Source organism: Streptomyces sp. NPDC041713, assembly GCF_055591085.1.
Map to the genome: position 1 here is coordinate 578,198 of NZ_JBVIZY010000003.1, position 24,548 is coordinate 602,745.

Sequence of the window (24,548 nt, forward strand, 5' to 3'; positions counted from 1 at the left end):
TGTGCGTATCCGTAAGGGCGACGCGAGGCTTGCCCCGCGTGGTCAGACGGCTGTGTCGGCCGACTCGTCCAGCGCCCGCAGCACGTCCGCCACCAGGTCGACGGGGTCCTCTGCGCCAGCGGAGAAGCGGATGAAGCCCTCGGAAACGGCGTCCCCGCCCCACCGTCGCCGGCGCTCGGCCGTGGACCGCACACTGCCGAAGCTCGTGGCGTCGTCGACCAGGCGCAGTGCGTCGAGGAAGCGCTCCGCACGCGCGCGTGAGGGCAGCGTGAAGGAGAGCACGCACCCGAAGCGCCTCATCTGCTGGGCGGCGATCTTGTGCGAGGGATCGTCAGGCAGCCCGGGGTAGCGCAGCCCCGACACCTCGGGGCGGTCGCGCAGCGCCTCGGCGAGGGCCAGGGCGTTCGCGTTCTGCCGGTCGGCGCGCAGCTGCAACGTGGCGAGCGAGCGGTGGGCGAGCCAGGCTTCCATCGGCCCCGGAATCGCCCCGACGATCTTGCGCCAACGCCGCACGGAAGAGGTCAACTCGGCGTCACGGCAGGCGACATATCCCAGAAGGATGTCGCCATGGCCGGTGAGCATCTTGGTACCGCTGGCGACCGCGAAGTCGGCGCCGAGTTCGAGAGGACGCTGGCCCAGGGGTGTCGCGAGGGTGTTGTCGACGGCCACCAGGGCGCCCCGCGCGTGTGCCGCGTCGGCGAGCCGCCGCACTTCGCACACGTCGAGGCCGGGGTTGGAAGGCGTCTCGATCCACAGCAGCTTGGCGCCGTCGAGGACGTCGAGCTGTGCGTCGCCGCCGGTCGGCGCGGTGCGCACCTCGATGCCGTACGCCGTGAGCTGCTCCCGGACCAGCGGCAGCACCTGGTAGCCGTCGTCCGGCAGAACCACCACGTCACCGGCGCGCAGCTGCGAGAACAGCACGGCCGAGATCGCGGCCATCCCGGAGGCGAAGACCAGCGTCTCGACGTCCGAGGCGGCGTCCGGGCCGCCGTCGGGTGCTTCGAGCTCGCCGATGGCGCGCTCCAGGTGCGTCCAGGTGGGGTTGTCGTCGCGGCCGTAGGCGTACCCGCCCGTCGGGTCGCCCGGCAGGTGGAAATGCGCGGCGAAGACGGGGCCGGGCAGCGTCGGCTCGTGTTTCACGGGCTCGGGCAGCCCGACCCGAACCGCGCGCGTGCCGTCGCCGATGCGCGCCGCCCCGTCACCCATGGGTCCCACGTCCGTCATGCCGCCGCCTCTCCACTGCTCACACGTTCCTGTACGACGCCGAGCAGGCTCCTCGGCGCCCGACGCCGGGCAGGATCTCGCTCGCCGTCTCCTCCATTCTCCGGCACACGTCGAACGCCTGAACGTCCCACACGGTCACCCGCACTCGGTCACCCGCACCCGCCCCGCACCCGGTCGCCGCGGTCGGCACCCGCACGCGGTCAGTCGTCGTCGGGAAGCACCACGTTCAGCGCCCAGGACACGATCGAGATGATCAGGCCGCCCAGCACGGCGGTCCAGAAGCCCTCGACATGGAAACTGACGTCGAACTTGTCGGCCAGCCACGACGTGAGCAACAGCATCAGGGCGTTGACGACGAGGGTGATCAGGCCGAGCGTCAGGATGAACAGGGGGAAGGTCAGGACCTTGACCACCGGCTTGACCAGGAAGTTCACCAGGCCGAAGAGCAGGGCGACGACGATGAGCGTGCCGACCTTCTTGCCCGTGCTGTCGCCGGTCAGGGTGATCTTGTCGAGCAGCCATACGGCGACGGCCAGGGCCGCGGCGTTGGCGATCGTCTTGACTACAAAATTCTTCATGTGTGTGATCGTGGCAGACATGGGTCGGCCGCAGGCATCAGCGAGGGGTGTACGGGAGCGATGAAGGCATTCCGACTGGATGAGCTGGAGGCGGAGCGCGCCGCGAACGACGGGGCGTATCTGCAGTTCCTGCGTGAGCGGAACATGTCGGTCGGGCTGTACGCGCTGGATGCGGGGGAGGCCGACCCGCAGCAGCCGCACCGCCAGGACGAGGTGTACATGGTCGTCAGCGGTCGTGCCTCGATCACGGTCGGCATGGAGACGACGCAGGTGGCACGGGGCAGCGTCATTTATGTGCCGGCCGGGGTGGCCCACAAGTTCCACCACATCAGCGAAGACCTGCGGGTGCTCGTCGTCTTCTCTCCGCCCGAGTCCTGAGCCCCCTCTGCGCGCACTGCCCTTCGGGATCTCCCTTCGCGGGACCTCCCTTCGCGGGGTCTCCGCCTGCGGGCTGACGTCTTCAGGGTTGTGACCTCGGGGTTCCCTCAGGGTCGGATCAGGGGACGGCAAGGGGTCCGAGGCCCCCGTTGAGCCCTTCGGCGCCCTAGCATCGAATGCAAGACGCCAGGAACCCGCGGAGATTCAGGAAACCGCACCGAGGCGAAGAGCGCGAAGTGCGCGAAGTGCGAAGTGCGGACAGAGCGCGGAAGCGCGGACAGAGCAGAGAGAGGTAAGGACGATGGCAGCGAAGGAGATCTTTGCGGGAATGCCGTGGTGGGTGAAGTGGGTGGCCATACCCGTCATCGCACTCGTCGTGTTCGGCGGAGTGATAGCGGCCGTGGTCGGATTCGTGGTCACCCTGCTCTTCAAGGCGTTGATATTCGTAGCCCTGGTCGGTGGACTCATCTATGTCGTACGGAAGTTCATATCCGGCTCGTCTTCGTCCCGCAGCGACTGGTGACCTCCGGCCTCGCCCGACGACCGGTTTCCACGGCGGTTCCCTCGGGCGGGGGAAGTTTTCCCGTGCGGCTCCGTAGGGCGAAGGCCAAGGATTAGAGTCCGGAATCCGACGCGGGCTCGATATCCGCGGACGGGCGCACGTGCACGGCCCCTCCCTCGCTACTCGGGCACGGGCGGACCCTTCAGGCGCTTCGGGAGTGCACCTTGGACGCGGTCGACAACACCATGCCGCCGGTTGTTGATGCCGTCACTTCACCGTCCGACGACGCTTCCACCGCCGTCGCCGTCGGGCCGACCCTCATCGGCTCCGTGCAGCGGGCGATGCGGCTGCTGGAAGCCGCCGCATCGCATCAAGGCGGGGCGCCCGCAAAGCAGTTGGCCCGGGAGGCAGGTCTCGCCCTTCCCACCGCGTACCACTTGTTGCGCACTCTGGCCCACGAGGGCTATCTGCGCCGGGAGAGAGGAGTGTTCGTGCTCGGCGAGGCGGCCGAGCGGCTGGGCGGAAGCGGGGCCCAGCAGAATCGGCGCGGAGCCATCGAGGAAGCACTGGCGCACTGGCGGGACACCATCGGCGTCCCCGTGTACTTCGCCGTCTACCGCGAGGGTGAGATCGACGTCGTCGCCGTCGCGGACACCCCGGGAAATCCGGCCGTCGAGGAGTGGGCGGACTTCCGGGAGACGGGCCACGCCCACGCGATCGGTCAGTGCCTACTGGGTCAGCTGGATGACGCGGCACGCAAGGACCATCTCGACCGGTATCCCGTGCAGTCGATCACGCCCTATTCGGTGCGCGACGACCGTGCGTTCATCCGGCGGCTCGACGCGCGGGAACGCATGCGGCCCGTGGTGGAGCGGCAGGAGTACGCGCTCGGCACGGTCTGTGCGGCGATCCCGATCACGGCCGGCGACACCGCGGCGACCATGGCCATTTCTGTTCCCTCCTATCAAGCCGAGCGGCTGCTGCCGGCGGCCGACCGGTTGCAGCGTGAGATCGGAAAGCTACTAGGGACACTCGCCTTCTCTATCAGCATCTGAAAACTCACTCCTTGTGATCTGGCCAGTACTTTGAGCAAGATGCCAGGGGTGTCGGGAAGTTGGTTCCTGGCTCCTTGCGGGCTATGCGACGGGGTGCGGCGGGATGGGCGAGACGGTTCAGGCAGAGGTCATGATGAGCTTCGTTGTGTCCGAGGAGCTGTCGTTCCGCATCCCGGTGGAGCTGTACTACGAGCTCGACGACCCCTATGCCGTGCGGCTGACATTCCACCTGCCGGGGGACGCCCCGGTGACCTGGACGTTCGGGCGGGAGTTGCTGATCGACGGGGTGGGCAGGCCGAGCGGGGAGGGTGACGTGCGGGTGGAGCCCACCGACTCCACGAAGCTCGACGATGCGCTGATCAGACTTCAGGTCGGCGCGGACCAAGCGCTGTTTCGGGTGGGCATCCCGCCGCTGCTCGCCTTCCTCGACCGCACGGACAAGCTGGTGCCGCTCGGACAGGAGCGGGCGCTCGCCGGCTTCGACACGCATCTCGACGAGGCACTCGACAGGATCCTCGCCGAGGAGCAGAACGCAGGCTGACGGCTAGGTCAACTGCGCGGTCCAGGTGGCACTTTGGTGCATTTCATGGCATCAGGATTGGCGCGAAATGGTCAGCGCTTACGGCGACGTCCCTTGCCGCCACGTGAGGGTCGCGGAACGCTGGCACCCACGCCCGACCCGGCTCCCACACCTGAGCCAGCACCCACCCCAGCGCCAGCCCCCACCCCAGCGCCAGCCCCAGCACCAGCCCCGACACCACCACCAGCACCCACACCTGCACCCGCACCGCCACCCCCGCCACCGACCGACAGGCCGGAGGCCGCACCCGCCCCGCTCCCCGACCCGGACGTGCGGTCCGCCGAGACGACCAGGGCGGCCAGCGCGGTCGTCACCGGCACCGAGGCGACCAGGCCGATCGAGCCGATGAGGGTACGCACGATCTCCTCGGCGACCAGTTCGCTGTTGGCCACCGTGCCCACGCTGGACTGGGCGATGGAGAAGAGCAGGAGGAGGGGCAGCGCGGCGCCCGCGTAGGCGAGGACGAGGGTGTTGACGACCGAGGCGATGTGGTCGCGGCCGATGCGGATGCCTGCCCGGTAGAGGCCGCGCCAGCTCATCGTCGGGTTGGCCTGATGCAGTTCCCAGACGGCGGAGGTCTGGGTGACCGTCACGTCGTCGAGGACGCCGAGCGAGCCGATGATGACGCCCGCGAGGAGGAGGCCGCTCATGTCGATGGACGGGTACAGGCCATGGATCAGGCCGGTGTTGTCGTCCGTGTTGCCGGTCAGCGAGGCCCAGCCGATGAAGAGGGAGCCGAGGAGGCCGATCAGGAGGAGGGAGATGAGCGTGCCGAGCACCGCGACCGACGTACGGGCCGTGAGGCCGTGGCAGAGATAGAGCGCGATCAGCATGATGGCGCTTGCCCCGATCACCGCCACCACCAGCGGGTTCGAGCCCTGCAGGATGGCCGGCAGGATGAAGAAGGTGAGCACCAGGAAGCTGATGGCGAGGGCGACCAGGGCCATCACGCCGCGCAGCCGGCCCACCACGACGACGGCGAGGGCGAAGATGCCGGCGAGCAGCGCCATGGGGAGCTTGCGGTTCACGTCGGTGACAGAGTACTGGAGGCCTTCGGGGGCCTTGGGTTCGTAGGCGACCACCACCTTCTGACCCTGCTTCAGTTGCCGGGGGGAGTCCGGCTGGATGATCTCGGTGAAGGTGCGGCCCGTGTCATCGCCGCTGGTGACCTCGACCGTGGCCCGCTTGCAGGTGCCCGCCGCCCGGGACTGCGCGGACTGGCCTTCGGCGGTGGAGGTGTCGCCGTTCGGCGGGGTCTGCGAGGGGTTGAGGTCCTTGCAGGGGAGCTCCTGGATCTTCGTGACCTTCGCCGACTGGGTCTGCCGGTCGAAGCCGACGCCGGTGCGCTCGTGACCGGGCGTGCCCCCCGGCCACAGCACCGCCAGGCCCACGACGACCGCGGCGGCGAAGGGGATCAGGATCGCGGCGATGACCTTGCGCAGATGCTGGGAGACAGGGGCGGCCGGACCGTGACTGTGCGAGTGGCCGTGACCTCCGTCGCCGTGACCGCCGTGACCGCCGTGACCGCCGTGACCGCCGTGGCCTCCGCTGCTGTGTCCGCTGCGTCCGCCGTGTCCGCCGTGATCGCCGTGTCCGTGGCCGCCGTGGTCGCCGTGGCCCGGCCCGCCGTGGCCTGCGTATTGGTGGCCTTCGGGGGCGGGGTGATGGGGCGTGACGTGGCGGTCGGAGGGTGGGACGGGGCCGGGGCGTCCGGACGGGGGGCGGGAGGGGGGCGGGAGCGGCGGCTCTGTGGTGGTCACTGCCCGATCATCGCAAGAACGAGGGGGGCCCTCTGTTCAGCGCGCCCGAGATGACGCTAGCGTGGAGCCACCTTTGCAATCGCGGGAGCTCGGAGCACCGGGCTGAGAGGGCGCTGACCTCCGTACGAACCGGCACGAATGTGCACGAGCCGTACGGGATCCGCTGCGTCGACCGCCGAACCTGTTACCGGGTAATGCCGGCGTAGGGAGTAGGTCTCATGACCACATCGGACGCACGCACGCCTGCCTCCAGCAGCGACAACAGCACTGCCGCAGCTGACGAGGCCGGGAAGTCCATCGGCTGGCACAAGGCGTATGTCGAGGGTTCGCGCCCCGACCTGCGCGTGCCGGTCCGCCAGGTGCACCTCACCAACGGCAAGGCCGTCACCCTGTACGACACCTCGGGTCCGTACACCGACCCGTCGGCCGAGACCGACGTCCGCCGCGGTCTGCCGCCGCTGCGGGAGAACTGGATCATCGCCCGCGGCGACACCGAGGAGTACGTCGGACGGCCGCTCCGGCCCGAGGACGACGGTCTCAAGCACACCTCACCGCGAGGTGGTCTCAAGAACCTCGACGCGGTCTTCCCCGGCCGCCCCCGTCAGCCGCGCCGCGCCCGTGAGGGGCAGGCGGTGACGCAACTCGCGTACGCGCGCCGCGGCGAGATCACGCCCGAGATGGAGTTCATCGGGATCCGCGAGAACCTCGACCCCGAGGTCGTGCGGGCGGAGGTCGCCGCGGGGCGCGCGGTGATCCCGGCGAACGTCAACCACCCGGAGATCGAGCCGATGATCATCGGCAAGAAGTTCCTGGTGAAGGTGAACGCCAACATCGGGAACTCCGCGGTCACCTCGTCCATCGAGGAGGAGGTGGACAAGATGACGTGGGCGACCAAGTGGGGCGCCGACACGGTCATGGACCTGTCCACCGGCCGCAACATCCACACCACCCGCGAGTGGGTGCTGCGCAACTCCCCCGTGCCGATCGGCACCGTGCCGCTCTACCAGGCCCTGGAGAAGGTCGACGGCAAGGCCGAGGAGCTGACCTGGGAGATCTACAAGGACACGGTCATCGAGCAGGCCGAGCAGGGCGTGGACTACATGACGGTGCACGCGGGAGTGCGCCTCCCGTACGTGCCGCTCACCGCGCGCCGCAAGACCGGCATCGTCTCGCGCGGCGGTTCGATCATGGCGGCCTGGTGTCTGGCACACCACAAGGAGAGCTTCCTCTACGAGCACTTCGAGGAGCTCTGCGAGATCCTCGCGGCGTACGACGTGACGTACTCGCTGGGTGACGGGCTGCGGCCCGGTTCGATCGCGGACGCCAACGACGAGGCGCAGTTCGCCGAGTTGCGGACGCTCGGGGAACTCAACACGATCGCCAAGCGTCACAACGTACAGACGATGATCGAGGGCCCCGGGCACGTTCCGATGCACAAGATCAAGGAGAACATCGACCTCCAGCAGGAGATCTGCGAGGAGGCGCCGTTCTACACGCTCGGCCCGCTGACCACGGACATCGCGCCCGCCTACGACCACATCACCTCCGGCATCGGCGCCGCGATGATCGGCTGGTGGGGCACGGCGATGCTCTGTTACGTCACGCCCAAGGAGCACCTGGGCCTGCCCAACCGGGACGACGTGAAGACCGGCGTCATCACGTACAAGATCGCGGCGCACGCGGCGGACCTCGCCAAGGGCCACCCGGGCGCGCAGGACTGGGACGACGCGCTCTCGGACGCGCGCTTCGAGTTCCGCTGGGAGGACCAGTTCAATCTGGCCCTCGACCCGGTCACGGCACGGGAGTTCCACGACGAGACGCTGCCGGCCGAGCCCGCCAAGACGGCGCACTTCTGCTCGATGTGCGGGCCGAAGTTCTGCAGCATGAAGATCTCGCAGGACATCCGGCGTCAGCACGGCGGCGACCTCGGTGAGGCGGACATCGAGGCGGGGATGGAGCAGAAGTCCAAGGAGTTCGCGGCGGCGGGCAACCGGGTTTATCTGCCGATCGCCGACTGACCGAACGGGCACGCCGACCGCAACGGACAAGGCAGCCGCAGGGACGCCACCGGCACCCAGCCGGTGGCGTCCACCCGCACCCGGGCGACTCCGCCCCACCGTGCTCTGGGCAGGGCGAATCGCCCACCTGTCGTTGTTGCCCTGTCGCTGTCGTCGCGCCTCCCCCGCGCGTCCGACCTGGACGCCTCCCCGGGCGCCGGCGGGACCGGGCCCGCTACTCCGGCTTGTGGTCGGGACCGCCGAAATCGGGGCTGGAGAAGTCGGGGCTCGAGTAGCTCGGCCGCGGACCCGCGGCCGGGCCGCCCTCCGGGCTGCTGAACCCCGGGCGGTGATAGCCGAGTTGCGGCATCCGGCCATGACCGCCGGAGGCCCCGGCCCCCGCCCCCGCCCCCGCCCCGGCCCCGGAACCCGACGTCGACGTCCGGGCGGCGGGAGCCGCGCCCGGGTCCGTCAGCGCCTCCCGGAGGAACGGCACGACGCCGCGCTCGAGGAGCGCCCGCCCCCAGTCCTCTCTGGCGCGGGACACCTCCTCGTACCGCTCGCCGTGCAGTCCGGCCTGGAGGGAGGTGGAGCCGTTGCGCAGCGCGGTCAGGAGCAGGCCGACCGCCGCGACCAGGATGCCCCCTGCGGTGAGCGCGCCGAACAGCCAGCCCACGGTGAGCAGGGTGTCCGCGAAGGCGGGCTCCGGGGTGAGCATCTTCAGGATGTAGCCGACGAGCAGGAAGATCGCGGCGGCCGCCCCGGCGAGGACGGGTGCGAGGACCGCGACGACGGCGATCGCCCCGGCTCCCGCTGCCGCCGGTTCCGCCACCTCGCCCATCGTGGTGGCGAGGCTGAGGCCGCCGGAGCCGGACTCCGTGGCGCTCTGTCCGTCCCCTTCACGGATCGATGTGGACGTCGGTCGAGGTTCGCGCAACTCCTCGCGAACCTGCACGTAGTGCGCGTACTCGGCCGCTGCCGCGGCCGTGATCAGTGCTGTCGCGTTCAGGGCCATGGTGCGCAGTTGTTCGGTGTTGAGCCGCTGGCCCATTGCGGCGAGTTCGGGACGGTCAGGTGCGTTGCGCAGCGCCTCGTCGAGGATCCGCTCATACTCGGGGCGGTCCTCATTGAGCAGGTGTGGAGCGCTGTTCATGTGCATCCCCCGATGCTCCGTAGGGCTGAGGCTCGCATGGCTACGAGCCGTTGGGCAGAAACGGAGGGGAGCCTGCTACGGATAAGCCGATGGTAGAGCCGTGACCGCGTGCGGTGACAGGGGGTTTCCGGAAATTGCCCCCCTGGCCAGCGTGATCGTGTAGGGGGGGCGCCTGCCCAGGTAACGCTCAGATACCCAGGGGGAGTTGGCGGACCAGCAGCTTTCCGGCCATGGTCACTCCGCCGTCCATGGCGATGGCCAGACCGTCGGCGTAGACGTGCGGGCCCTCGATGACGGGGCCGCCGCCGTCCGACTCGTCCTCGGAGCCGACGTCGCCCAGGAGGTACGGGATGGGGCTGTGGCCGTGGACGATGCGTGTGCCGCCGTAGACGTCCAGGAGTTCGCGGGCGGCCGAGGGGCCCGACTCGTCGCGGAAGGCGAAGCGCTTGGTGAACTTGCGGAAGAGGTCCCAGCACTCGTCGGCGTCGTTGCGCGTGAGGGTCTCCCGGATGGTGTCGTTCACCGCCTCGATCGAGTCGCCGTAATCCAGATAGGCGGTCGTGTCGGAGTGCACGAGCAGGTGGCCGTCGGCCTCCTCCATCGCGTCCAGGCGGGCCATCCACTGCAGATGGTGGTCCTCCAGGCGCTCCATGTCGGACTTCTGCCCGCCGTTGAGCAGCCAGGCCGCCTGGAAGGTGGCGGTGCCCGCGCCGGAGTTGACGGGGGTGTCGCCGAAGCGCTTGGCGCCGAGCAGGAGCAGCTCGTGGTTGCCCATCAGCGCCTTGCAGTAGCCGCCGGCGGCGGCGGCCTCGGCGGACAGCCGCATCACGAGGTCGATGACGCCGATGCCGTCGGGCCCGCGGTCGGTGAAGTCGCCGAGGAACCACAGGCGCGCGTTGCCCGCGGCCCAGTTGCCCTCGGCGTCGACGAGGCCCTGCTCCTGGAGGGCCGCGACGAGCTCGTCCAGATATCCGTGCACGTCGCCGACGACGAACAGCGGCCCGTGCTCGTCGCCCGGCCGCGGCTGCGGGGGCTCCGGCATGACCTGGACCTGCACCTGGACGGTGTCGCCCCGGTTGATGACCGGCAGGTCGCGCTGGGTCGGGGTGTAGCCGTCACCCGGCCCCTCACCAGGCACTTCGCCCGGCGCCTCGGCGGGCGCGCCGGGGCTCACCGGGCCGGGGCCGGTCGTCTCATGGACGTACGCCGGTACGCGGAAGTCGCGCAGCGTCGCCGTCCGCACATCGGGTCCCTGACCGGCCCCCTGAGTCATCGACCCCTCCACCACCATTGCGCCGCATCTGCACCGAGATCGGACTGCCTGGTCGCAGCGGCCCTCGGTGTCGTCCGCCCATCATAGGAATGCGGCTCCCGCTGTGTGGTGCACCAGGGGTGGTGAATCGGTCCCGAACCCCGGTTCACCGCGGATTTCTCCCGAATTGGGCAGAGGTTTCCCCCTGATTCCCCCTGGACGAGGGGGAGGAAGTCGGCCTCTGCCCGGTGCCGGGTGTCCGGGCGGGAGCGGTCAGCCGTGGCCGGGCGAGCGGGGCGGGCTGACCGTCGTGCGCGGTGGACGTCGCTCGGACGAGGTGCGCACGATCAGTTCGGTCGGTATCACCTGCTCGACGGGCCGGCCCGCGTCGAGGCCCTCGATGGCGTCGATCAGGAGCTGGACGACGGCCGTGCCGATCCGCCGCGGTTTGAGCGAGAGCGTGGTGATGGGCGGCTCCGTGGTGGCGTACACCGTGGACTCGCTGCAGCAGACGAGCAGCAGATCGTCGGGGACGCGCAGGCCGTACCGCCGGGCGGCGGCGAGCAGGTCGGTGCCGTTGGGGTCGAAGAGGCCGTAGACGGCGTCGGGCCGGTCGGGCCTGGCGAGCAGCCGGTCGGCGGCGACGGCGCCTGCGCACGGGTCGTGCGCCGGGTAGGACTCGTAGACCGGATCCTGGCCGATGCGTTCGCACCAGCGCAGGTAGGCGGTGGTGGAGAGGTGGGTGTACGTGTCCGTGGTGGTGCCGGTGAGGAGGCCGATCCGGCGGGCGCCGGCGGCGGCGAGGTGGTCGAGGATCTCCAGGACCGCCGCCTCATGGTCGTTGTCGACCCAGGCGGTGACCGGGAGCGAACCCGCGGGGCGGCCGTCGGAGACCACCGGAAGGCCCTGCCGGACCAGTTCGCTGACCACGGGATCGTGGTCGGAGGGGTCGACGACGACGGTGCCGTCGAGGGCGACGTTCGACCACACGTCGACGGGGCTGCGGCGCGAGGTGGCGGGCAGGATGACCAGGGCGTATCCCCTGGCGAGGGCCGCGGAGGTGGCGGCTCTGGCCATCTCGGCGAAGTAGGCGAACTCGGTGAAGGTGAAAGGTTCATCCCCGTATGTCGTCACGGTCAGGCCGATGAGCCCTGACTTGCCGGTACGGAGCGTGCGGGCCGCCGCGGACGGGCGGTAGCCCAGCCGTTCTGCGACCTCGCGGACGTGGCGTCGGGTGGCGTCGGGCAGCCGACCCTTGCCGTTGAGAGCGTCGGAGACAGTCGTGATGGAGACACCGGCGGCGGCGGCGACGTCTCTGATGCCCGCTCGACTTTGCCGGTTGCCCCGGCGTGCGGTCTCCGCTCGGCTCACCTGATGCTTCCCTGCTGCTGTCATGGCGACCCGATAGTAGGGCTCATGGGGGTGGGTAGCAGGGGCGCATATTCACTCGTTGACAGGCACGTTTCTGCATGGCTCAGAACCGCCAATGACCTTCGAATGAAAGGGAGTTGGCGGGTGCGACGGATAGCTGCCCCTGATCGTCGCGCATGAGCCTGCCAAGTGGGGCAGGTCTCGAAGAGGTCTCAACTCACCTTCACGGGGGACGCGCGCCACGGCGCGAGCCACCGGCGCACGGGGGAGCACGGAGCGCCCCCCTCGCGCGTACGCCGCTGCCGGATCGTTCGTCCGTCGAAGCCGGATCGTTCGTACGCCGATACCGGGAGGCCATTCGCAGCGGGCCGCAATCCTCATAAGGTAAGCAGTATTCGAACTGGTTGTGCCGGGCTACGAGGAGGACTGCGGTGAGCGAGACGAACCCGAGGCTGCGCGCCGAGCTGGCGGGGATCCCCACCTACAGGCCGGGCAAGCCCGCGGCGGCCGGCGGTCCCGTGGCCTACAAGCTGTCGTCGAACGAGAACCCCTACCCGCCGCTGCCCGGCGTGATGGAGAGCGTGCTCGCCGCGGCCGACTCCTTCAACCGCTACCCCGACATGGCGTGCACGGGCCTGATGAGCGAGCTGGCCGAGCGGTTCGGGGTGCCGGTCTCGCACATCGCCACGGGCACCGGTTCCGTCGGTGTCGCCCAGCAGCTGCTGCAGGCCACGGCGGGCCCGGGCGACGAGGTGATCTACGCCTGGCGGTCCTTCGAGGCGTACCCGATCATCACGCAGGTCAGCGGCGCGACGTCGGTGCGGGTGCCACTGACGGACGGCGAGGTGCACGACCTGGACGCGATGGCGGACGCCATCACCGACCGCACGCGGCTCATCTTCGTCTGCAACCCCAACAACCCCACCGGCACCGTGGTCCGCAAGGCGGAGCTGGAGCGGTTCCTGGACCGGGTCCCCTCCGACGTGCTGGTCGTCCTCGACGAGGCCTACCGCGAGTTCATCCGCGACCCCGAGGTTCCGGACGGCGTCGAGATCTACCGCGACCGCCCGAACGTCTGTGTGCTGCGCACGTTCTCGAAGGCGTACGGCCTCGCGGGGCTGCGGGTCGGCTTCGCCATCGCCCACGAGCCGGTGGCCGCCGCGCTGCGCAAGACGGCGGTGCCCTTCGGCGTGAGCCAGCTCGCGCAGGACGCCGCGGTGGCGTCGCTGCGCGCCGAGGACGAGCTGATGGGGCGGGTCGGCTCGCTCGTCGCCGAGCGCACCCGCGTGGTGGAGGCCCTGCGCGCCCAGGGCTGGACGGTGCCCGAGACGCAGGCCAACTTCGTGTGGCTGCGGCTCGGGGACCGGACCATGGACTTCGCGGCGGCGTGTGAGCAGGCCGGTGTGGTCGTACGGCCGTTCGCCGGCGAGGGGATGCGGGCCACGATCGGTGAGACCGAGGCCAACGACGTCTTCCTGCAGGCGGCGGAGGCCTTCCGCAAGGAGCTGTAGCCGCCGTGGCTGGCGGAGGCCTTCCGCAGGCCTCCGTCAGTCCTCCACCACCTCGACCCGGATGGGGTCGCCACTGCGCACCGTGGCCAGGAGGCGGGCGTCGCCGTCCAGGCGGCCGAGGAGATTGCACGGGCTCGCGAGGCGGCACTCGTCGCCGCGCGAGATCGGCGTCGGGCCGTAGGGGAGGGCGAGGGCGTCGCCGTCCGTCCAGAAGGCGACCGTGCCGGGCTCGACGACCTGCTGGGCGCCGCCCTCGCGCGGGACGCTGACGCCCGTGTCGAAGTACACCTCCTCGCCCCAGGTGTGGGCGGTGGAGCTGAGCGGCAGGACCTTGCCCAGGGCCTGGGCGGTCGGGGTGTCCTCGAGCGTTGCGGTCAGGTGTCCGGCGGGCCAGGAGATCCGTATCTGCGTCTGCATGAGGCGGATTCAACAATATGTTGAAGAGTTGGGGAAGGCCCCGGACGGTGGTCCGGGGCCTCTTCGCGTTTGAGGGGGACCCCCCTTTCGGAGATCGACAGCCAGTACGACATAATGCTTGTGAATGTGAACGCGTTCACAAGCGTGTCCCGGTTCATCCGGAGATCAGCGGGACAAAAGGCGCAAAGCGCCTTCTGGGCCGCGGAGAGTCTGGACCGCGGTGAGCTGGACAGCGGTGAGTAAGGAGAAGGCAGTGGACCTGGCTCTGGCGCCGGAAACCCTGGCGCGATGGCAGTTCGGCATCACGACCGTCTACCACTTCCTGTTCGTCCCCCTGACGATCTCGCTCGCCGCCCTCACGGCGATCCTCGAGACGGCCTGGGTGCGGACGGGCAAGGAGCACTACCTCAGGGCGACCAAGTTCTGGGGAAAGCTGTTCCTGATCAATATCGCGATGGGTGTCGTCACCGGCATCGTCCAGGAGTTCCAGTTCGGCATGAACTGGTCCGACTACTCGCGCTTCGTCGGTGACGTCTTCGGGGCGCCGCTCGCGTTCGAGGCGCTGATCGCCTTCTTCTTCGAGTCGACCTTCATCGGCCTGTGGATCTTCGGCTGGGACAAGCTGCCGAAGAAGCTGCACTGCGCCACGATATGGATCGTCTCGATCGGCACCGTCCTGTCGGCGTACTTCATCATCGCCGCCAACGGCTTCATGCAGCACCCGGTCGGCTACAAGATCGTGGAGCGGGACGGCACCAAGCGCGCGGAGCTCACCGACTTCTCCAAGGTGCTGTTCCAGGAGACGACGCTCGTCAACTTCTTCCACGTCATCTCGGCGGCCGTCCTGGTCGGCGGCGCCTTCATGACCGGCATCGCCATCTTCCACCTGCGCAAGAAGCAGCACGTGCGCACCATGCGGACGTCGCTGCGGCTCGGCCTGGTCGCCGCGTTCGCCGGCACGCTGCTCACCGTGGTCAGCGCCGACACCCTCGGCAAGGTCATGTACGAGCAACAGCCGATGAAGATGTCGGCCGCCGAGGCGCTGTGGGAGTCGGAGAAGCCGGCGCCGTTCTCGCTCTTCGCGTACGGAGACGTCGCCAAGGGGCACAACGACGTCGCCATCGAGGTCCCGGGCGTCCTCTCCTTCCTCGCCAAGAACAACTTCAGCGCCGAGATCCCCGGCATCAACGACCTCAACAAGCAGGCGCAGGAGAAGTTCGGGCCCGGTGACTACCGGCCCAACATCCCCACCGCCTACTGGTCGTACCGCTGGATGATCGGCTTCGGCGGGGTGTCGATGGCCCTGTGCACCGTGGGCCTGTGGCTGACCCGCAAGAAGTTCTGGCTCGCGCCGGAGCACCGCACCGGCGCCGACGACGTGCCCAAGCTGATGCTCACCAAGAACAAGGAGCTCGCGCCACGGCTCGGCTCGTGGTGGTGGCGGCTCTCGCAGTGGACGCTGATCTTCCCCCTCATCGGCACCGCCTGGGGCTGGATCTTCACCGAGACGGGCCGTCAGCCCTGGGTGGTCTACGGAGTCCTGCGCACCAAGGACGCGGTCTCCCCCGGCGTCTCGCAGGGCGAGGTGCTCACCTCGCTGATCGGGTTCACGCTGATCTACGCGATCCTCGCCGTGATCGAGGTGAAGCTGCTGCTCAAGTACGTCAGGAAGGGCCCGCCCGAGCTGACCGAGGCGGACCTCAACCCGCCCACCAAGATCGGCGGGCCCGGGTCGGGCGGGGGCTCCGGCTCCGATGCCGGCCAGGACGCCGACGCCGACCGGCCGATGGCCTTCTCGTACTGAAGGAAGGAGGGACAGGGACATGGAACTTCACGACGTCTGGTTCGTACTGATCGCCGTCCTGTGGATCGGCTACTTCTTCCTGGAGGGCTTCGACTTCGGGATCGGGGTGCTCACCAAGCTGCTCGCCCGCGACCGGGTCGAGAAGCGGGTGCTCATCAACACCATCGGCCCCGTCTGGGACGGCAACGAAGTGTGGCTGCTCACGGCGGGCGGCGCGACCTTCGCCGCCTTCCCCGAGTGGTACGCGACGCTCTTCTCCGGCTTCTATCTGCCGCTCCTGATCATCCTGATCTGCCTGATCGTGCGCGGCGTCGCCTTCGAGTACCGCGCCAAGCGGCCCGAGGAGCGCTGGCAGACCAACTGGGAGCACGCGATCTTCTGGACCTCGCTGATCCCGGCGGTGCTGTGGGGCGTGGCCTTCGGCAACATCGTGCACGGCGTCAAGATCGACGCCCACAAGGAGTACGTGGGCAGCTTCGGGGACCTGCTCAACCCGTACGCGATCCTGGGCGGGCTCGTCACCCTGACGCTGTTCACCTTCCACGGCGCGGTGTTCGCCTCGCTGAAGACGGTGGGCGACATCCGGGTGCGGGCGCGGAAGACGGCGTTGGGCCTCGGGCTCGTCACCGCCGTCCTCGCGCTCGGGTTCCTGCTCTGGACGCAGGCCGACAAGGGTGACGGCAAGAGCCTGGTCGCCATGGTCGTGGCGGTGGTCGCGCTGGTCGGGGCCATCGCGGCGATCAAGATCGGGCGTGAGGGCTGGTCGTTCGCGCTGTCGGGGATCACGATCGCGGCGGCCGTCGCGATGCTCTTCCTGACGCTCTTCCCGAACGTCATGCCGTCGTCACTGAACGACGAGTGGAGCCTCACGGTCACCAACGCCTCGTCGAGCCCCTACACGCTGAAGATCATGACGTGGTGCGCGGGTGTCGCGACGCCCGTCGTGCTGCTCTACCAGTCGTGGACGTACTGGGTGTTCCGCAAGCGCATCGGTACGCAGCACATCGCCGACGCGCACTGAGTTCGCTTCGCATCGCCGACGCGCGCTGAGTTCGCTTCGCATCGCCGGCCCCCTGCCCTTCGGAGGGTGTGTTTCACGTGAAACCAATCGACCCGCGTCTGCTGCGGTACGCCCGCGCCACCCGCTTCTTCCTGGTCGCGGTGGTGATCCTGGGGTTGCTCGGGGCGGGGCTGGTCGTCGGTCAGGCGATGCTCGTCGCCGAGATCGTGGTGGGCGCCTTCCAGAAGGGCCACTCCGTAGGGGACCTCGGCACCCCGTTGGTGCTGCTCGCCGCGGTCGCGGTGGGGCGGGGGCTGGTCTCCTGGCTGACCGAGCTCGCCGCGCACCGGGCGAGCGCGGCGGTCAAGTCGGAGCTGCGGGGGCGGCTGCTGGAGCGAGCGGGCGCGCTCGGGCCCGGCTGGCTCGGGGGGCAGCGCACGGGATCGCTGATCTCCCTCGCCACCCGTGGCGTGGACGCGCTCGACGACTACTTCTCGCGCTATCTGCCCCAGTTGGGGCTCGCGGTGGTGGTGCCGGTGGCGGTGCTCGCCCGCATCGTCACCGAGGACTGGGTCTCCGCCGCGATCATCGTGGTGACCCTGCCGCTCATCCCGGTCTTCATGATCCTCATCGGCTGGGCCACGCAGAACCGCATGGACCGCCAGTGGCGGCTCCTCTCCCGGCTCTCGGGCCACTTCCTGGACGTCGTGGCCGGGCTTCCCACCCTGAAGGTGTTCGGCCGGGCCAAGGCGCAGGCCGATTCGATCCGCAGGATCACCGGTGAGTACCGGCAGGCGACGATGCGGACGCTGCGCATCGCCTTCCTGTCGTCGTTCGCCCTGGAGCTCCTCGCGACGATCTCGGTCGCGCTGGTCGCGGTCACCATCGGCATGCGGCTCGTCCACGGCGAGATGGAGCTGTACGACGGGCTCGTCGTCCTCGTCCTCGCGCCCGAGGCCTATCTGCCGCTGCGGCAGGTCGGCGCGCAGTACCACGCGGCGGCGGAGGGGCTCTCGGCCGCCGAGGAGATCTTCGAGGTCCTGGAGACCCCGGTGCCGGACGCCGGGACGGGGGCGGCGCCCACGGGGGTGCTGAGCGTGGAGGGTGTGACGGTCCGGTATCCGGGGCGGTCCTCCGACGCGGTCTCCGGTGCCTCCTTCGCGGTGGCGCCCGGGGAGACCGTGGCGCTCGTCGGGCCGAGCGGGGCGGGCAAGTCGACGCTGCTGAACGTGGTGCTGGGTTTTGTGCGGCCCGTCGAGGGGCGGGTGTGCGTCGGAGGCGTCGACCTGGCGGACGTGGCGCCCGAGCGGTGGCGGGAGCGGATCGCGTGGGTGCCGCAGCGGCCGCACCTCTTCGCCGGGACCATCGCGGAGAACGTACGGCTGGCGCGGCCGGACGCGGACGACGCGCAGGTGCGGGGGGCCCTGCGGGAGGCGGGCGCCCTGGAGTTCGTGGACGCGCTGCCCGCGGGGGCGCAGACGGTTCTGGGTGAGGACGGCGCGGGTCTGTCCGCGGGGCAGCGGCAACGGCTCGCCCTGGCGCGGGCGTTCCTCGCCGACCGGCCCGTGGTGCTCCTCGACGAGCCGACGGCGGCGTTGGACGGCGGGACGGAGGCGGAGGTGGTCGACGCCGTCCGCCGGCTGACCGTCGGCCGGACGGTGCTGCTCGTCGTACACCGCCCTGCCCTGCTGGCCGTCGCCGACCGCGTCGTACGGGTGGCGGGCGGCGCCGGGACGGGTGGGGTGCGGGGGCGCCGGGGCGTGGGGGCGGGGGCGGAGCATGTGCTCGCCGGTGCGGTGGCTCCGCGCACGGGGGCGCCGGACGGGGGGTCCGTTGCGGGTCCGGCGGTGGTCGACGGCGGGTCCACTGAGGGGGCGGTCGCCGGTGGTCGGTCTGCTGACGGAGCGGTCGCCGACGGTCGGGTCGGCCGTGGCGGGACGGAGCGCGTCCTCGCTCGGGTCCGGCGCGCGGCGCGGGCTCGGCTGGGGCAGCTTGCCCTCGCGCTCCTGCTCGGGAGCCTCGCGCTCGCGAGCGCCGTGGGGCTCATGGCCACCTCGGGGTGGCTGATCTCGCGGGCCTCGGAGCAGCCCCCGGTGATGTACCTGATGATCGCCGTGACGGCGACCCGCGCCTTCGGCATCGGCCGCGCCGTCTTCCGGTACGCCGAGCGGCTCGTCTCGCACGACGCCGTGCTGCGGATGCTCGCCGACACCCGGGTCGCCGTCTACCGGCGCCTGGAGCGGCTCGCCCCGGCAGGGCTGCGCGGGGCCCGGCGCGGTGACCTCCTCTCCCGTCTCGTCGCCGACGTCGACGCCCTGCAGGACTACTGGCTGCGCTGGCTGCTGCCCGCGTCCGCCGCGGGCCTCGTGAGCGCGGGCGCCGTCGGGTTCACCGCCTGGCTGCTGCCCGAAGCGGGTGCCGTGCTCGCCGCGGGGCTGCTCGCCGCGGGCGTCGGCGTGCCGCTCCTGAGCGGTGCCGTGGCCCGGCGCGCCGAGCGACGGCTCGCTCCCGCGCGCGGGGTGCTGGCCACCCGGGTGGCCGACCTGCTCACCGGGACCGCCGAGCTGACCGTCGCCGGTGCGCTGCGGCGTCGTACCGCCAAGGCCAAGGAGGCCGACGCCGAGCTGACCCGGATCGCCTCGCGCGGCGCCACTGCCACCGCGCTCGGCGACGGGCTCGGAGCGCTCGTCACCGGGCTCACCGTGGCGGCGGCCGCGCTCGTCGGTGTGGAGGCGGTGCACGACGGACGGCTGAGCGGGGTGGCCCTCGCCGCGGTCGTCCTCACCCCGCTCGCCGCCTTCGAGGCGGTCATGGGCCTGCCGCTCGCCGTCCAGTACCGCCAGCGGGTCGGCAAGAGCGCCGAACGCGTCTACGAAGTCCTCGACGCGCCCGTCCCCGTCCCCGAGCCCGCGGTCCCCGCCCCGGCGCCGGGGACGCCGTTCCCGCTGCGCGTCGAGGGGCTGCGGGCCCGGTACGAGGGGCAGGACCGGGACGCGCTCGCCGGTGTCTCCCTCACGCTGGAACGCGGCCGGCGGATCGCCGTGGTCGGGCCGTCCGGGTCCGGCAAGACGACCCTCGCGCAGGTGCTGCTGCGCTTCCTCGGGACGCGCGAGGGGACGTACACGCTCGGGGGCACGGACGCGGCCGCGCTGGACGGTGACGCCGTGCGCCGCATGGTCGGTCTGTGCGCCCAGGACGCGCACATCTTCGACAGCTCCGTGCGCGAGAACCTGCTGCTCGCCAAGAAGGACGCCACCGAGGCGGAGCTGCGCGACGCCCTGGAGCGGGCGCGGCTCGACGGCTGGGCCGGCTCGCTGCCCGACGGGCTCGACACGCTCGTCGGCGAACACGGCGCGCGGCTCTCCGGCGGGCAGCGGCAGCGGCTCTCGCTGGCCCGCGCGCTCCTCGCCGACTTCCCCGTCCTCGTACTGGACGAGCCCGCCGAACACCTCGACCTGCCGACCGCCGACGCGCTCACCGCCGACCTGCTGTCCGCGACCGAGGGCCGTACGACGCTGCTCATCACGCACCGCCTCGCCGGTCTCGACGCCGTGGACGAGGTGCTCGTCCTGGACGCGGGGCGGGTGGCGCAGCGCGGCACGTACGCGGAGCTCGCGGCGGAGGAGGGCCCGCTGCGGCGCATGCTGGAGGTGGAACGTGCGGCGGACCTGCTGGTGGCGGGGTGACGGGGGATGAGGGCAGCGGCGGGGCGCGGCCGCTGATTCCTCGTCGACGGCGGCCCGCCGTCCCCGTGGCCCGCCGGCCCCGTCACCCGCTGCGATCCGCGACGGCTTCGACTTTCCCCTGCAAATAGGACTTACTAGGCTCAAAGGCATGTCAGCACCCTCGGCCTCCGCCGGCTCACCGCCCCCCGACGGCACCCCCAGCTCGGTGGAGGCGGCGGCGCGGGCGACCCGCAGCCTCCAGGGGTTCTCGCCCGAGCTGACCTCACGGGTGCCGCAACTGCTCGAAGCCATGCGGTCGGTCGGCACCGGACTCGAACTGCACACCACCCTCGACCGCATCTGCGAGACCGCCGCCGAGCTCGCGAACGCGCACTACGCGGCGATCGGCGTCGTCGCCGAGGCCGGCGCGGGGCTCTCCGACTTCGTCTACCACGGCATCGACGCGGAGACGGCCGAGCGGATCGGACGGCTGCCCGACGGGCACAAAGGGCTCCTGGGCGCCCTCATCCACCAGCCGCGCACCCTGCGCCTCGGAGACCTCTCCGCCGACCCGCGCTCATGCGGCTTCCCGGCCCACCACCCGCCGATGCGGACCTTCCTCGGCGTCCCCATCCGCGTCCAGGGCGAGATCTTCGGCAACCTCTATCTGACGGAGAAGCGGGACGGCGCGGAATTCAACGACTACGACGTGCACATGGTGCGCGTCCTCGCCACGGAGGCGGGCATCGCCATCGGGAACGCACGCCTCTACGAAGCCGCCAAGCAGCGCGAGCGCTGGATCGACGGCTCCGTGGCGGTCACCACCGCCCTGCTGTCCGGCAGCGACGCCGAGGAGGCGCTCGCGGTCGTCGCCGAGCAGGCCAGACACCTCGCGGACTCGGCCGCCGGCATCGTGCTGCTGCCCGACGAGGAGGGCGGCATGGAGGTCGTCGCGGTCTCCTCGGAGGAGCCCACCGGGGCGCTCGGCGTGGTCGTGCCGCCGGAGAGCCGCATCGTCGCCGACCTGCTCGAAGGCCACTCCGTGTTCATCGACGACATGGCGGGCGACCCCCGCGTGATGACCGAGGTCGCCCGCGCCTTCGGACCCGTCATGATGCTGCCGCTGCAGAGCGACGGCCGGGTCCTCGGCACGCTCGTGACGCCCCGCGTGCGCGGGGAGCGGCCGTTCAGCGAGGCCGAACGGACGCTCGCCACCCAGTTCGCCTCGCAGGCCGCGCTCGCGCTGATGATGGCCGAGGCACAGCGGGACCGGGAGCGGCTCGCGGTCTACGAGGACCGCGACCGGATCGCCAGGGACCTGCACGACCTGGTCATCCAGCGCCTGTTCGCCACCGGCATGATGCTGGAGAGCGCCCAGCGCCGGTCGGTCGTGCCGGAGGTGCAGGTCGGCGTCGGCCGGGCCGTCGACGAGCTGGACGTGACGATCCAGGAGATCCGCACCGCGATCTTCGCGCTGCAGCAGGGTCCTGCCGAGGCGCCGTCGGGGCTGCGCACCCGCGTCCTGCGCGAGATCAACATGGCCGCGGTCCCGCTCGGCTTCAAGCCCTCGCACCATTTCGTCGGCCCCGTCGACACGGTGGTCGGCGAGCTGACCGGCAAGAACCTCATCGCGGCCCTCCGGGAGGCGCTGTCCAACGCGTTCCGGCACGCGCAGGCGGCCCGCATCGACGTCGTCGTCGACTCGACCGTCATCCTCCCCGACGGCGAGCACGGCGTGCGGCTGACGGTCGCCGACGACGGCGTCGGCATCGCGGAGGGCGGCCGGCGCAGCGGCCTGAAGAACCTCAAGAGGCGCGCCGAGTCACTGGGCGGCGACAGCTGGTACGGCCCGGGGATCGGCGAGGACGGCGGCGGTACGACGGTGGTGTGGGAGGCACCGTACTGAGGCGAGGGTGGTTCCTGTGATGCGGTGCCGCTTGTACTGACACCGCCATGGCCCCGGGGCCCCTGTTCGGCCGTACCCGAGTGCGCCGTACGGGGCACCGCGCCCCCCGACTGCACGAAGCACGCACGATCCGCGCCGCGGTCGCGGGCAACGATCCGTGACATGTCCCCGCGTCGTCGTCGCCGTCCGCATCCGTCGTTCAGTGTGGCGGTCCTGCTGTGCGCGCTGCTCTGGTGCGTGCCGCCCGTACCCGCCCCGGCCTCCGAGAGCCCGAGCGTGAGCACCGAGGTGGCACGGCTCTACGAGGAGGCCGCCACGGCGACCGCCCTGTACGAGGAGGGGCGTCGCGCGGCCCGCATCCAGAAGGCGAAGGTCCGGCGGCTGCACCGGCGCCTCGCGAAGGAGCGGCGCCACAGGGCGGTGCTGCACGGGGACCTCGGCCGCCTGGCCGCCGCTCAGTACCGCTCCGGCGGCGGCCTGCCCTACACCGCGCAACTGCTCCTCGCCGACAGTCCGGACGACCTGGTGCGCGGCGGGCAGCTGCTGCGGCAGGCGGACCTCGCCGTCAACAGTGCCGTCGCGAAGACGCAGCGGGCCGCGGCCCGGGTCACCGTCGCGAGGGGCAGGGCGACCCGCGCCAAACGCTTCCTGGACCGGCGCAACGTACGCCTGGCGAAGCTCAAGCGCGACGTCGAGGAGAAGCTGGAGACGGCGCGGTGGACCCTGCAGGGCGAGGCCGACCGCTCGGTCGCGGCGGGGAAGTGCCGCGGCGCGGTGCGGCTCGACCAGCCGAAGACGCCGGCCACGCGCGCGTGGGTCGCTCCCGTCGAGTCGTACGAGCTCTCGGCGGGCTTCGACAGCGCCGGTGACCGCTGGGCGCACCGGCACACCGGGCAGGACTTCGCGGTCGGCATCGGGGCGCCGGTGCGGGCGGTCGGCAAGGGCCGGGTGAAGAGCGTGTCGTGCGACGGGGGTTTCGGCGTCGAGATCGTGGTGCGGCACGCGGGCGGGTACTTCACGCAGTACGCGCACCTCGCGGCCGTCACCGTCGACCAGGGGGACCGGGTACGCACCGGTCAGTGGCTCGGCCAGGTGGGCACGACCGGCAACTCGACCGGCCCGCACCTGCACTTCGAGACCCGGCTCACGCCGGATCTGGGCTCGGGCGTCGATCCGCGGAAGTGGCTGGCCGAGCGGGGCGTCACGCTCTGACGTCCGGCCGCCCCGGTCCGGTGTCGCCTCGGCGGTCCGCCAGGATCTGCTCGATGACGACCGCGACGCCGTCGTCGTTGTTGGCGACGGTGCGTCCGGAGGCGGCGGCGACGACGTCCGGGTGTGCGTTGCCCATCGCGTACGACGTGCCCGCCCACGCGAGCATCTCGATGTCGTTCGGCATGTCCCCGAAGGCGACGACTTCCTGCGGGGCGATGCCGCGCTCGGCGCAGCACAGCTCCAGGGTGCTGGCCTTGGAGACGCCGGGGCCGCTGATCTCCAGGAGGGCGCTCGGGCTCGAACGGGTGACCGTGGCCCGGTCGCCGATCGCCGCGCGGGCGAGCACCAGGAACTCGTCGGGGGCCAGCCCGGGGTGGAAGGCGAGCACCTTCAGGACGGGCTGATCGGTGGCGGGCGAGGCGGCGGGGCCGGGCGAGGCGGGTGAGGCTGCGGGGCCAGCCGGGCCAGCCGAGACGGCTGTGGCTGCCGAGGCGCCGTCACCGTTCGAGGCCGCGCCGCTCCCCGCGGTCTCGGCGACCAGCGTCTCGGCGAGCAGCTTCTCGGCCGGGGCGATGCTCTCGGCCGGCTCCATGTGCAGCGGCGGGTACGTCTCCTCGTGGTGGAGTCCGCCGGTCCGCTCGACCGCGAAGGACGTGCCCGGCGCCGCGGCGCGCAGCCTGCGCACGACGTCGAGGGCGCACTCCCGGGTCAGCTCACGGACCTTGACGAAGCTGTGGGTGCCGGGGCCGCCGTGCAGGTCGACCACCGCGGCGCCGTTGCCGCAGATGGCGAGGCCGTGGCCGTGCACATGGGCGCTGACGACGTCCATCCAGCGGGCTGGGCGGCCGGTCACGAAGAAGACCTCGATGCCGGCCTCCTCGGCGGCGGCGAGCGCGGCGACGGTGCGGTCCGAGACCGTCTTGTCGTCGCGCAGCAACGTGCCGTCGAGGTCCGTCGCGATCAGCCGGGGCCGCGGCCCGGCCGAAGCGGGGGCGGCCGGCGCGGATGCGGCAGCCGGACTCTGGGGCCGTGGGTTCGCTGAGGTCACGCCTTCGATTGTCCCGCACCTGTGTGCACGGCCGTGCGCGGGGGCGCACATCTGAGTGCCGACGGTGGGGTGTCGGTCACACTGTGTGCAGGGCGGGCACACGTCACTCCGGCCCGGGGCCGCACTCGACCGTCG

19 protein-coding genes are annotated in these 24,548 nt (G+C 71.0%); 11 read left to right on the forward strand and 8 right to left on the reverse strand.

What is annotated here, in order from left to right:
- Positions 1 to 42 precede the first annotated feature (42 nt).
- Complete coding sequence (locus ACZ6CV_RS12235; protein ID WP_469250719.1) at positions 43 to 1,224, reverse strand: cystathionine gamma-lyase; 1,182 nt, start codon at positions 1,222 to 1,224, stop codon at positions 43 to 45.
- Positions 1,225 to 1,424: 200 nt separating this feature from the next.
- Positions 1,425 to 1,802: a phage holin family protein gene (locus ACZ6CV_RS12240; protein WP_355814358.1), complete on the reverse strand. Its 378-nt coding sequence runs from the start codon at positions 1,800 to 1,802 to the stop codon at positions 1,425 to 1,427.
- Between the two features lie 60 nt (positions 1,803 to 1,862).
- Between ACZ6CV_RS12240 and ACZ6CV_RS12245 the strand changes: the two genes are divergently transcribed.
- From ACZ6CV_RS12245 to ACZ6CV_RS12260, 4 genes are all read left to right on the forward strand, one after another.
- Positions 1,863 to 2,180, forward strand: a complete 318-nt coding sequence (locus ACZ6CV_RS12245) for a cupin domain-containing protein (protein ID WP_355814360.1) — start codon at positions 1,863 to 1,865, stop codon at positions 2,178 to 2,180.
- Between the two features lie 301 nt (positions 2,181 to 2,481).
- The gene (locus tag ACZ6CV_RS12250) at positions 2,482 to 2,703 is read left to right on the forward strand and encodes a DUF5326 family protein (protein ID WP_355814363.1); all 222 of its coding nucleotides are present in this window, start codon (positions 2,482 to 2,484) and stop codon (positions 2,701 to 2,703) included.
- Between the two features lie 320 nt (positions 2,704 to 3,023).
- Entirely contained in the window at positions 3,024 to 3,737 is a 714-nt protein-coding gene (locus ACZ6CV_RS12255; protein WP_469250899.1) for an IclR family transcriptional regulator, read from the forward strand.
- Between the two features lie 103 nt (positions 3,738 to 3,840).
- Positions 3,841 to 4,278, forward strand: coding sequence for an SsgA family sporulation/cell division regulator (locus ACZ6CV_RS12260; protein ID WP_469250720.1), 438 nt, complete (start codon positions 3,841 to 3,843; stop codon positions 4,276 to 4,278).
- A 71-nt stretch (positions 4,279 to 4,349) separates the two neighbouring features.
- On the opposite strand, the gene ACZ6CV_RS12265 is transcribed toward ACZ6CV_RS12260, so the two are convergent.
- The gene (locus ACZ6CV_RS12265; protein WP_469250721.1) at positions 4,350 to 6,077 is read right to left on the reverse strand and encodes a YibE/F family protein; all 1,728 of its coding nucleotides are present in this window, start codon (positions 6,075 to 6,077) and stop codon (positions 4,350 to 4,352) included.
- A gap of 218 nt (positions 6,078 to 6,295) precedes the next feature.
- Here ACZ6CV_RS12265 and thiC point away from each other — a divergent pair, with 218 nt between their 5' ends.
- Positions 6,296 to 8,095 carry a phosphomethylpyrimidine synthase ThiC gene (thiC, locus tag ACZ6CV_RS12270; protein ID WP_469250722.1) on the forward strand — a complete coding sequence of 600 codons (1,800 nt, stop codon included), beginning with the start codon at positions 6,296 to 6,298 and terminating at the stop codon, positions 8,093 to 8,095.
- A 214-nt stretch (positions 8,096 to 8,309) separates the two neighbouring features.
- Here the strand turns inward: thiC and ACZ6CV_RS12275 are convergent, their stop codons facing one another.
- From ACZ6CV_RS12275 to ACZ6CV_RS12285, 3 genes are all read right to left on the reverse strand, one after another.
- A complete protein-coding gene (locus ACZ6CV_RS12275; protein ID WP_469250723.1) occupies positions 8,310 to 9,233 on the reverse strand; it encodes a hypothetical protein in 924 nt (307 codons plus the stop codon).
- Between the two features lie 181 nt (positions 9,234 to 9,414).
- On the reverse strand, positions 9,415 to 10,515 hold the full coding sequence (locus ACZ6CV_RS12280) for a metallophosphoesterase (RefSeq protein ID WP_469250900.1): 1,101 nt from the start codon (positions 10,513 to 10,515) through the stop codon (positions 9,415 to 9,417).
- Positions 10,516 to 10,752: 237 nt separating this feature from the next.
- Positions 10,753 to 11,874: a LacI family DNA-binding transcriptional regulator gene (locus tag ACZ6CV_RS12285; protein WP_469250724.1), complete on the reverse strand. Its 1,122-nt coding sequence runs from the start codon at positions 11,872 to 11,874 to the stop codon at positions 10,753 to 10,755.
- 407 nt (positions 11,875 to 12,281) lie between these two features.
- Here ACZ6CV_RS12285 and hisC point away from each other — a divergent pair, with 407 nt between their 5' ends.
- Positions 12,282 to 13,361: a histidinol-phosphate transaminase gene (hisC, locus tag ACZ6CV_RS12290; RefSeq protein WP_469250725.1), complete on the forward strand. Its 1,080-nt coding sequence runs from the start codon at positions 12,282 to 12,284 to the stop codon at positions 13,359 to 13,361.
- Positions 13,362 to 13,397: 36 nt separating this feature from the next.
- Here hisC and ACZ6CV_RS12295 read toward each other — a convergent pair whose 3' ends face one another.
- Positions 13,398 to 13,778, reverse strand: coding sequence for a cyclophilin-like fold protein (locus tag ACZ6CV_RS12295; protein WP_469250726.1), 381 nt, complete (start codon positions 13,776 to 13,778; stop codon positions 13,398 to 13,400).
- 253 nt (positions 13,779 to 14,031) lie between these two features.
- Here ACZ6CV_RS12295 and ACZ6CV_RS12300 point away from each other — a divergent pair, with 253 nt between their 5' ends.
- The 5 genes from ACZ6CV_RS12300 to ACZ6CV_RS12320 all read left to right on the forward strand — a co-directional run bounded on the left by ACZ6CV_RS12300 (position 14,032) and on the right by ACZ6CV_RS12320 (position 23,365).
- Positions 14,032 to 15,582 (forward strand): cytochrome ubiquinol oxidase subunit I, encoded by a 1,551-nt coding sequence (locus ACZ6CV_RS12300; RefSeq protein ID WP_469250727.1) that lies wholly within the window; start codon positions 14,032 to 14,034, stop codon positions 15,580 to 15,582.
- Positions 15,583 to 15,601: 19 nt separating this feature from the next.
- Positions 15,602 to 16,603, forward strand: a complete 1,002-nt coding sequence (cydB, locus tag ACZ6CV_RS12305; RefSeq protein WP_469250728.1) for a cytochrome d ubiquinol oxidase subunit II — start codon at positions 15,602 to 15,604, stop codon at positions 16,601 to 16,603.
- 77 nt (positions 16,604 to 16,680) lie between these two features.
- Entirely contained in the window at positions 16,681 to 20,268 is a 3,588-nt protein-coding gene (gene cydD, locus ACZ6CV_RS12310; protein ID WP_469250729.1) for a thiol reductant ABC exporter subunit CydD, read from the forward strand.
- A gap of 148 nt (positions 20,269 to 20,416) precedes the next feature.
- On the forward strand, positions 20,417 to 22,153 hold the full coding sequence (locus tag ACZ6CV_RS12315) for a GAF domain-containing sensor histidine kinase (protein ID WP_469250730.1): 1,737 nt from the start codon (positions 20,417 to 20,419) through the stop codon (positions 22,151 to 22,153).
- A gap of 162 nt (positions 22,154 to 22,315) precedes the next feature.
- Positions 22,316 to 23,365, forward strand: a complete 1,050-nt coding sequence (locus ACZ6CV_RS12320) for a murein hydrolase activator EnvC family protein (RefSeq protein ID WP_469250731.1) — start codon at positions 22,316 to 22,318, stop codon at positions 23,363 to 23,365.
- Here the strand turns inward: ACZ6CV_RS12320 and ACZ6CV_RS12325 are convergent.
- Positions 23,355 to 24,413, reverse strand: coding sequence for an HAD hydrolase family protein (locus tag ACZ6CV_RS12325; protein ID WP_469250732.1), 1,059 nt, complete (start codon positions 24,411 to 24,413; stop codon positions 23,355 to 23,357). The two genes, ACZ6CV_RS12320 and ACZ6CV_RS12325, sit on opposite strands and share 11 nt — an antisense overlap.
- Between the last annotated feature and the right edge of the window lie 135 nt (positions 24,414 to 24,548).

Excerpts from the sequence above, each read along its gene's own strand:
- ACZ6CV_RS12245 (WP_355814360.1), top strand. The coding sequence starts at position 1,863 with ATGAAGGCATTCCGACTGGATGAGCTGGAGGCGGAGCGCGCCGCGAAC.
- ACZ6CV_RS12295 (WP_469250726.1), bottom strand. The coding sequence starts at position 13,778 with ATGCAGACGCAGATACGGATCTCCTGGCCCGCCGGACACCTGACCGCA.
- ACZ6CV_RS12250 (WP_355814363.1), top strand. The coding sequence starts at position 2,482 with ATGGCAGCGAAGGAGATCTTTGCGGGAATGCCGTGGTGGGTGAAGTGG.
- ACZ6CV_RS12235 (WP_469250719.1), bottom strand. The coding sequence starts at position 1,224 with ATGACGGACGTGGGACCCATGGGTGACGGGGCGGCGCGCATCGGCGAC.
- ACZ6CV_RS12315 (WP_469250730.1), top strand. The coding sequence starts at position 20,417 with ATGTCAGCACCCTCGGCCTCCGCCGGCTCACCGCCCCCCGACGGCACC.
- thiC (WP_469250722.1), top strand. The coding sequence starts at position 6,296 with ATGACCACATCGGACGCACGCACGCCTGCCTCCAGCAGCGACAACAGC.
- ACZ6CV_RS12260 (WP_469250720.1), top strand. The coding sequence starts at position 3,841 with ATGGGCGAGACGGTTCAGGCAGAGGTCATGATGAGCTTCGTTGTGTCC.
- cydB (WP_469250728.1), top strand. The coding sequence starts at position 15,602 with ATGGAACTTCACGACGTCTGGTTCGTACTGATCGCCGTCCTGTGGATC.
- ACZ6CV_RS12240 (WP_355814358.1), bottom strand. The coding sequence starts at position 1,802 with ATGAAGAATTTTGTAGTCAAGACGATCGCCAACGCCGCGGCCCTGGCC.
- ACZ6CV_RS12320 (WP_469250731.1), top strand. The coding sequence starts at position 22,316 with ATGTCCCCGCGTCGTCGTCGCCGTCCGCATCCGTCGTTCAGTGTGGCG.
- ACZ6CV_RS12275 (WP_469250723.1), bottom strand. The coding sequence starts at position 9,233 with ATGCACATGAACAGCGCTCCACACCTGCTCAATGAGGACCGCCCCGAG.
- ACZ6CV_RS12255 (WP_469250899.1), top strand. The coding sequence starts at position 3,024 with ATGCGGCTGCTGGAAGCCGCCGCATCGCATCAAGGCGGGGCGCCCGCA.
- ACZ6CV_RS12285 (WP_469250724.1), bottom strand. The coding sequence starts at position 11,874 with ATGACAGCAGCAGGGAAGCATCAGGTGAGCCGAGCGGAGACCGCACGC.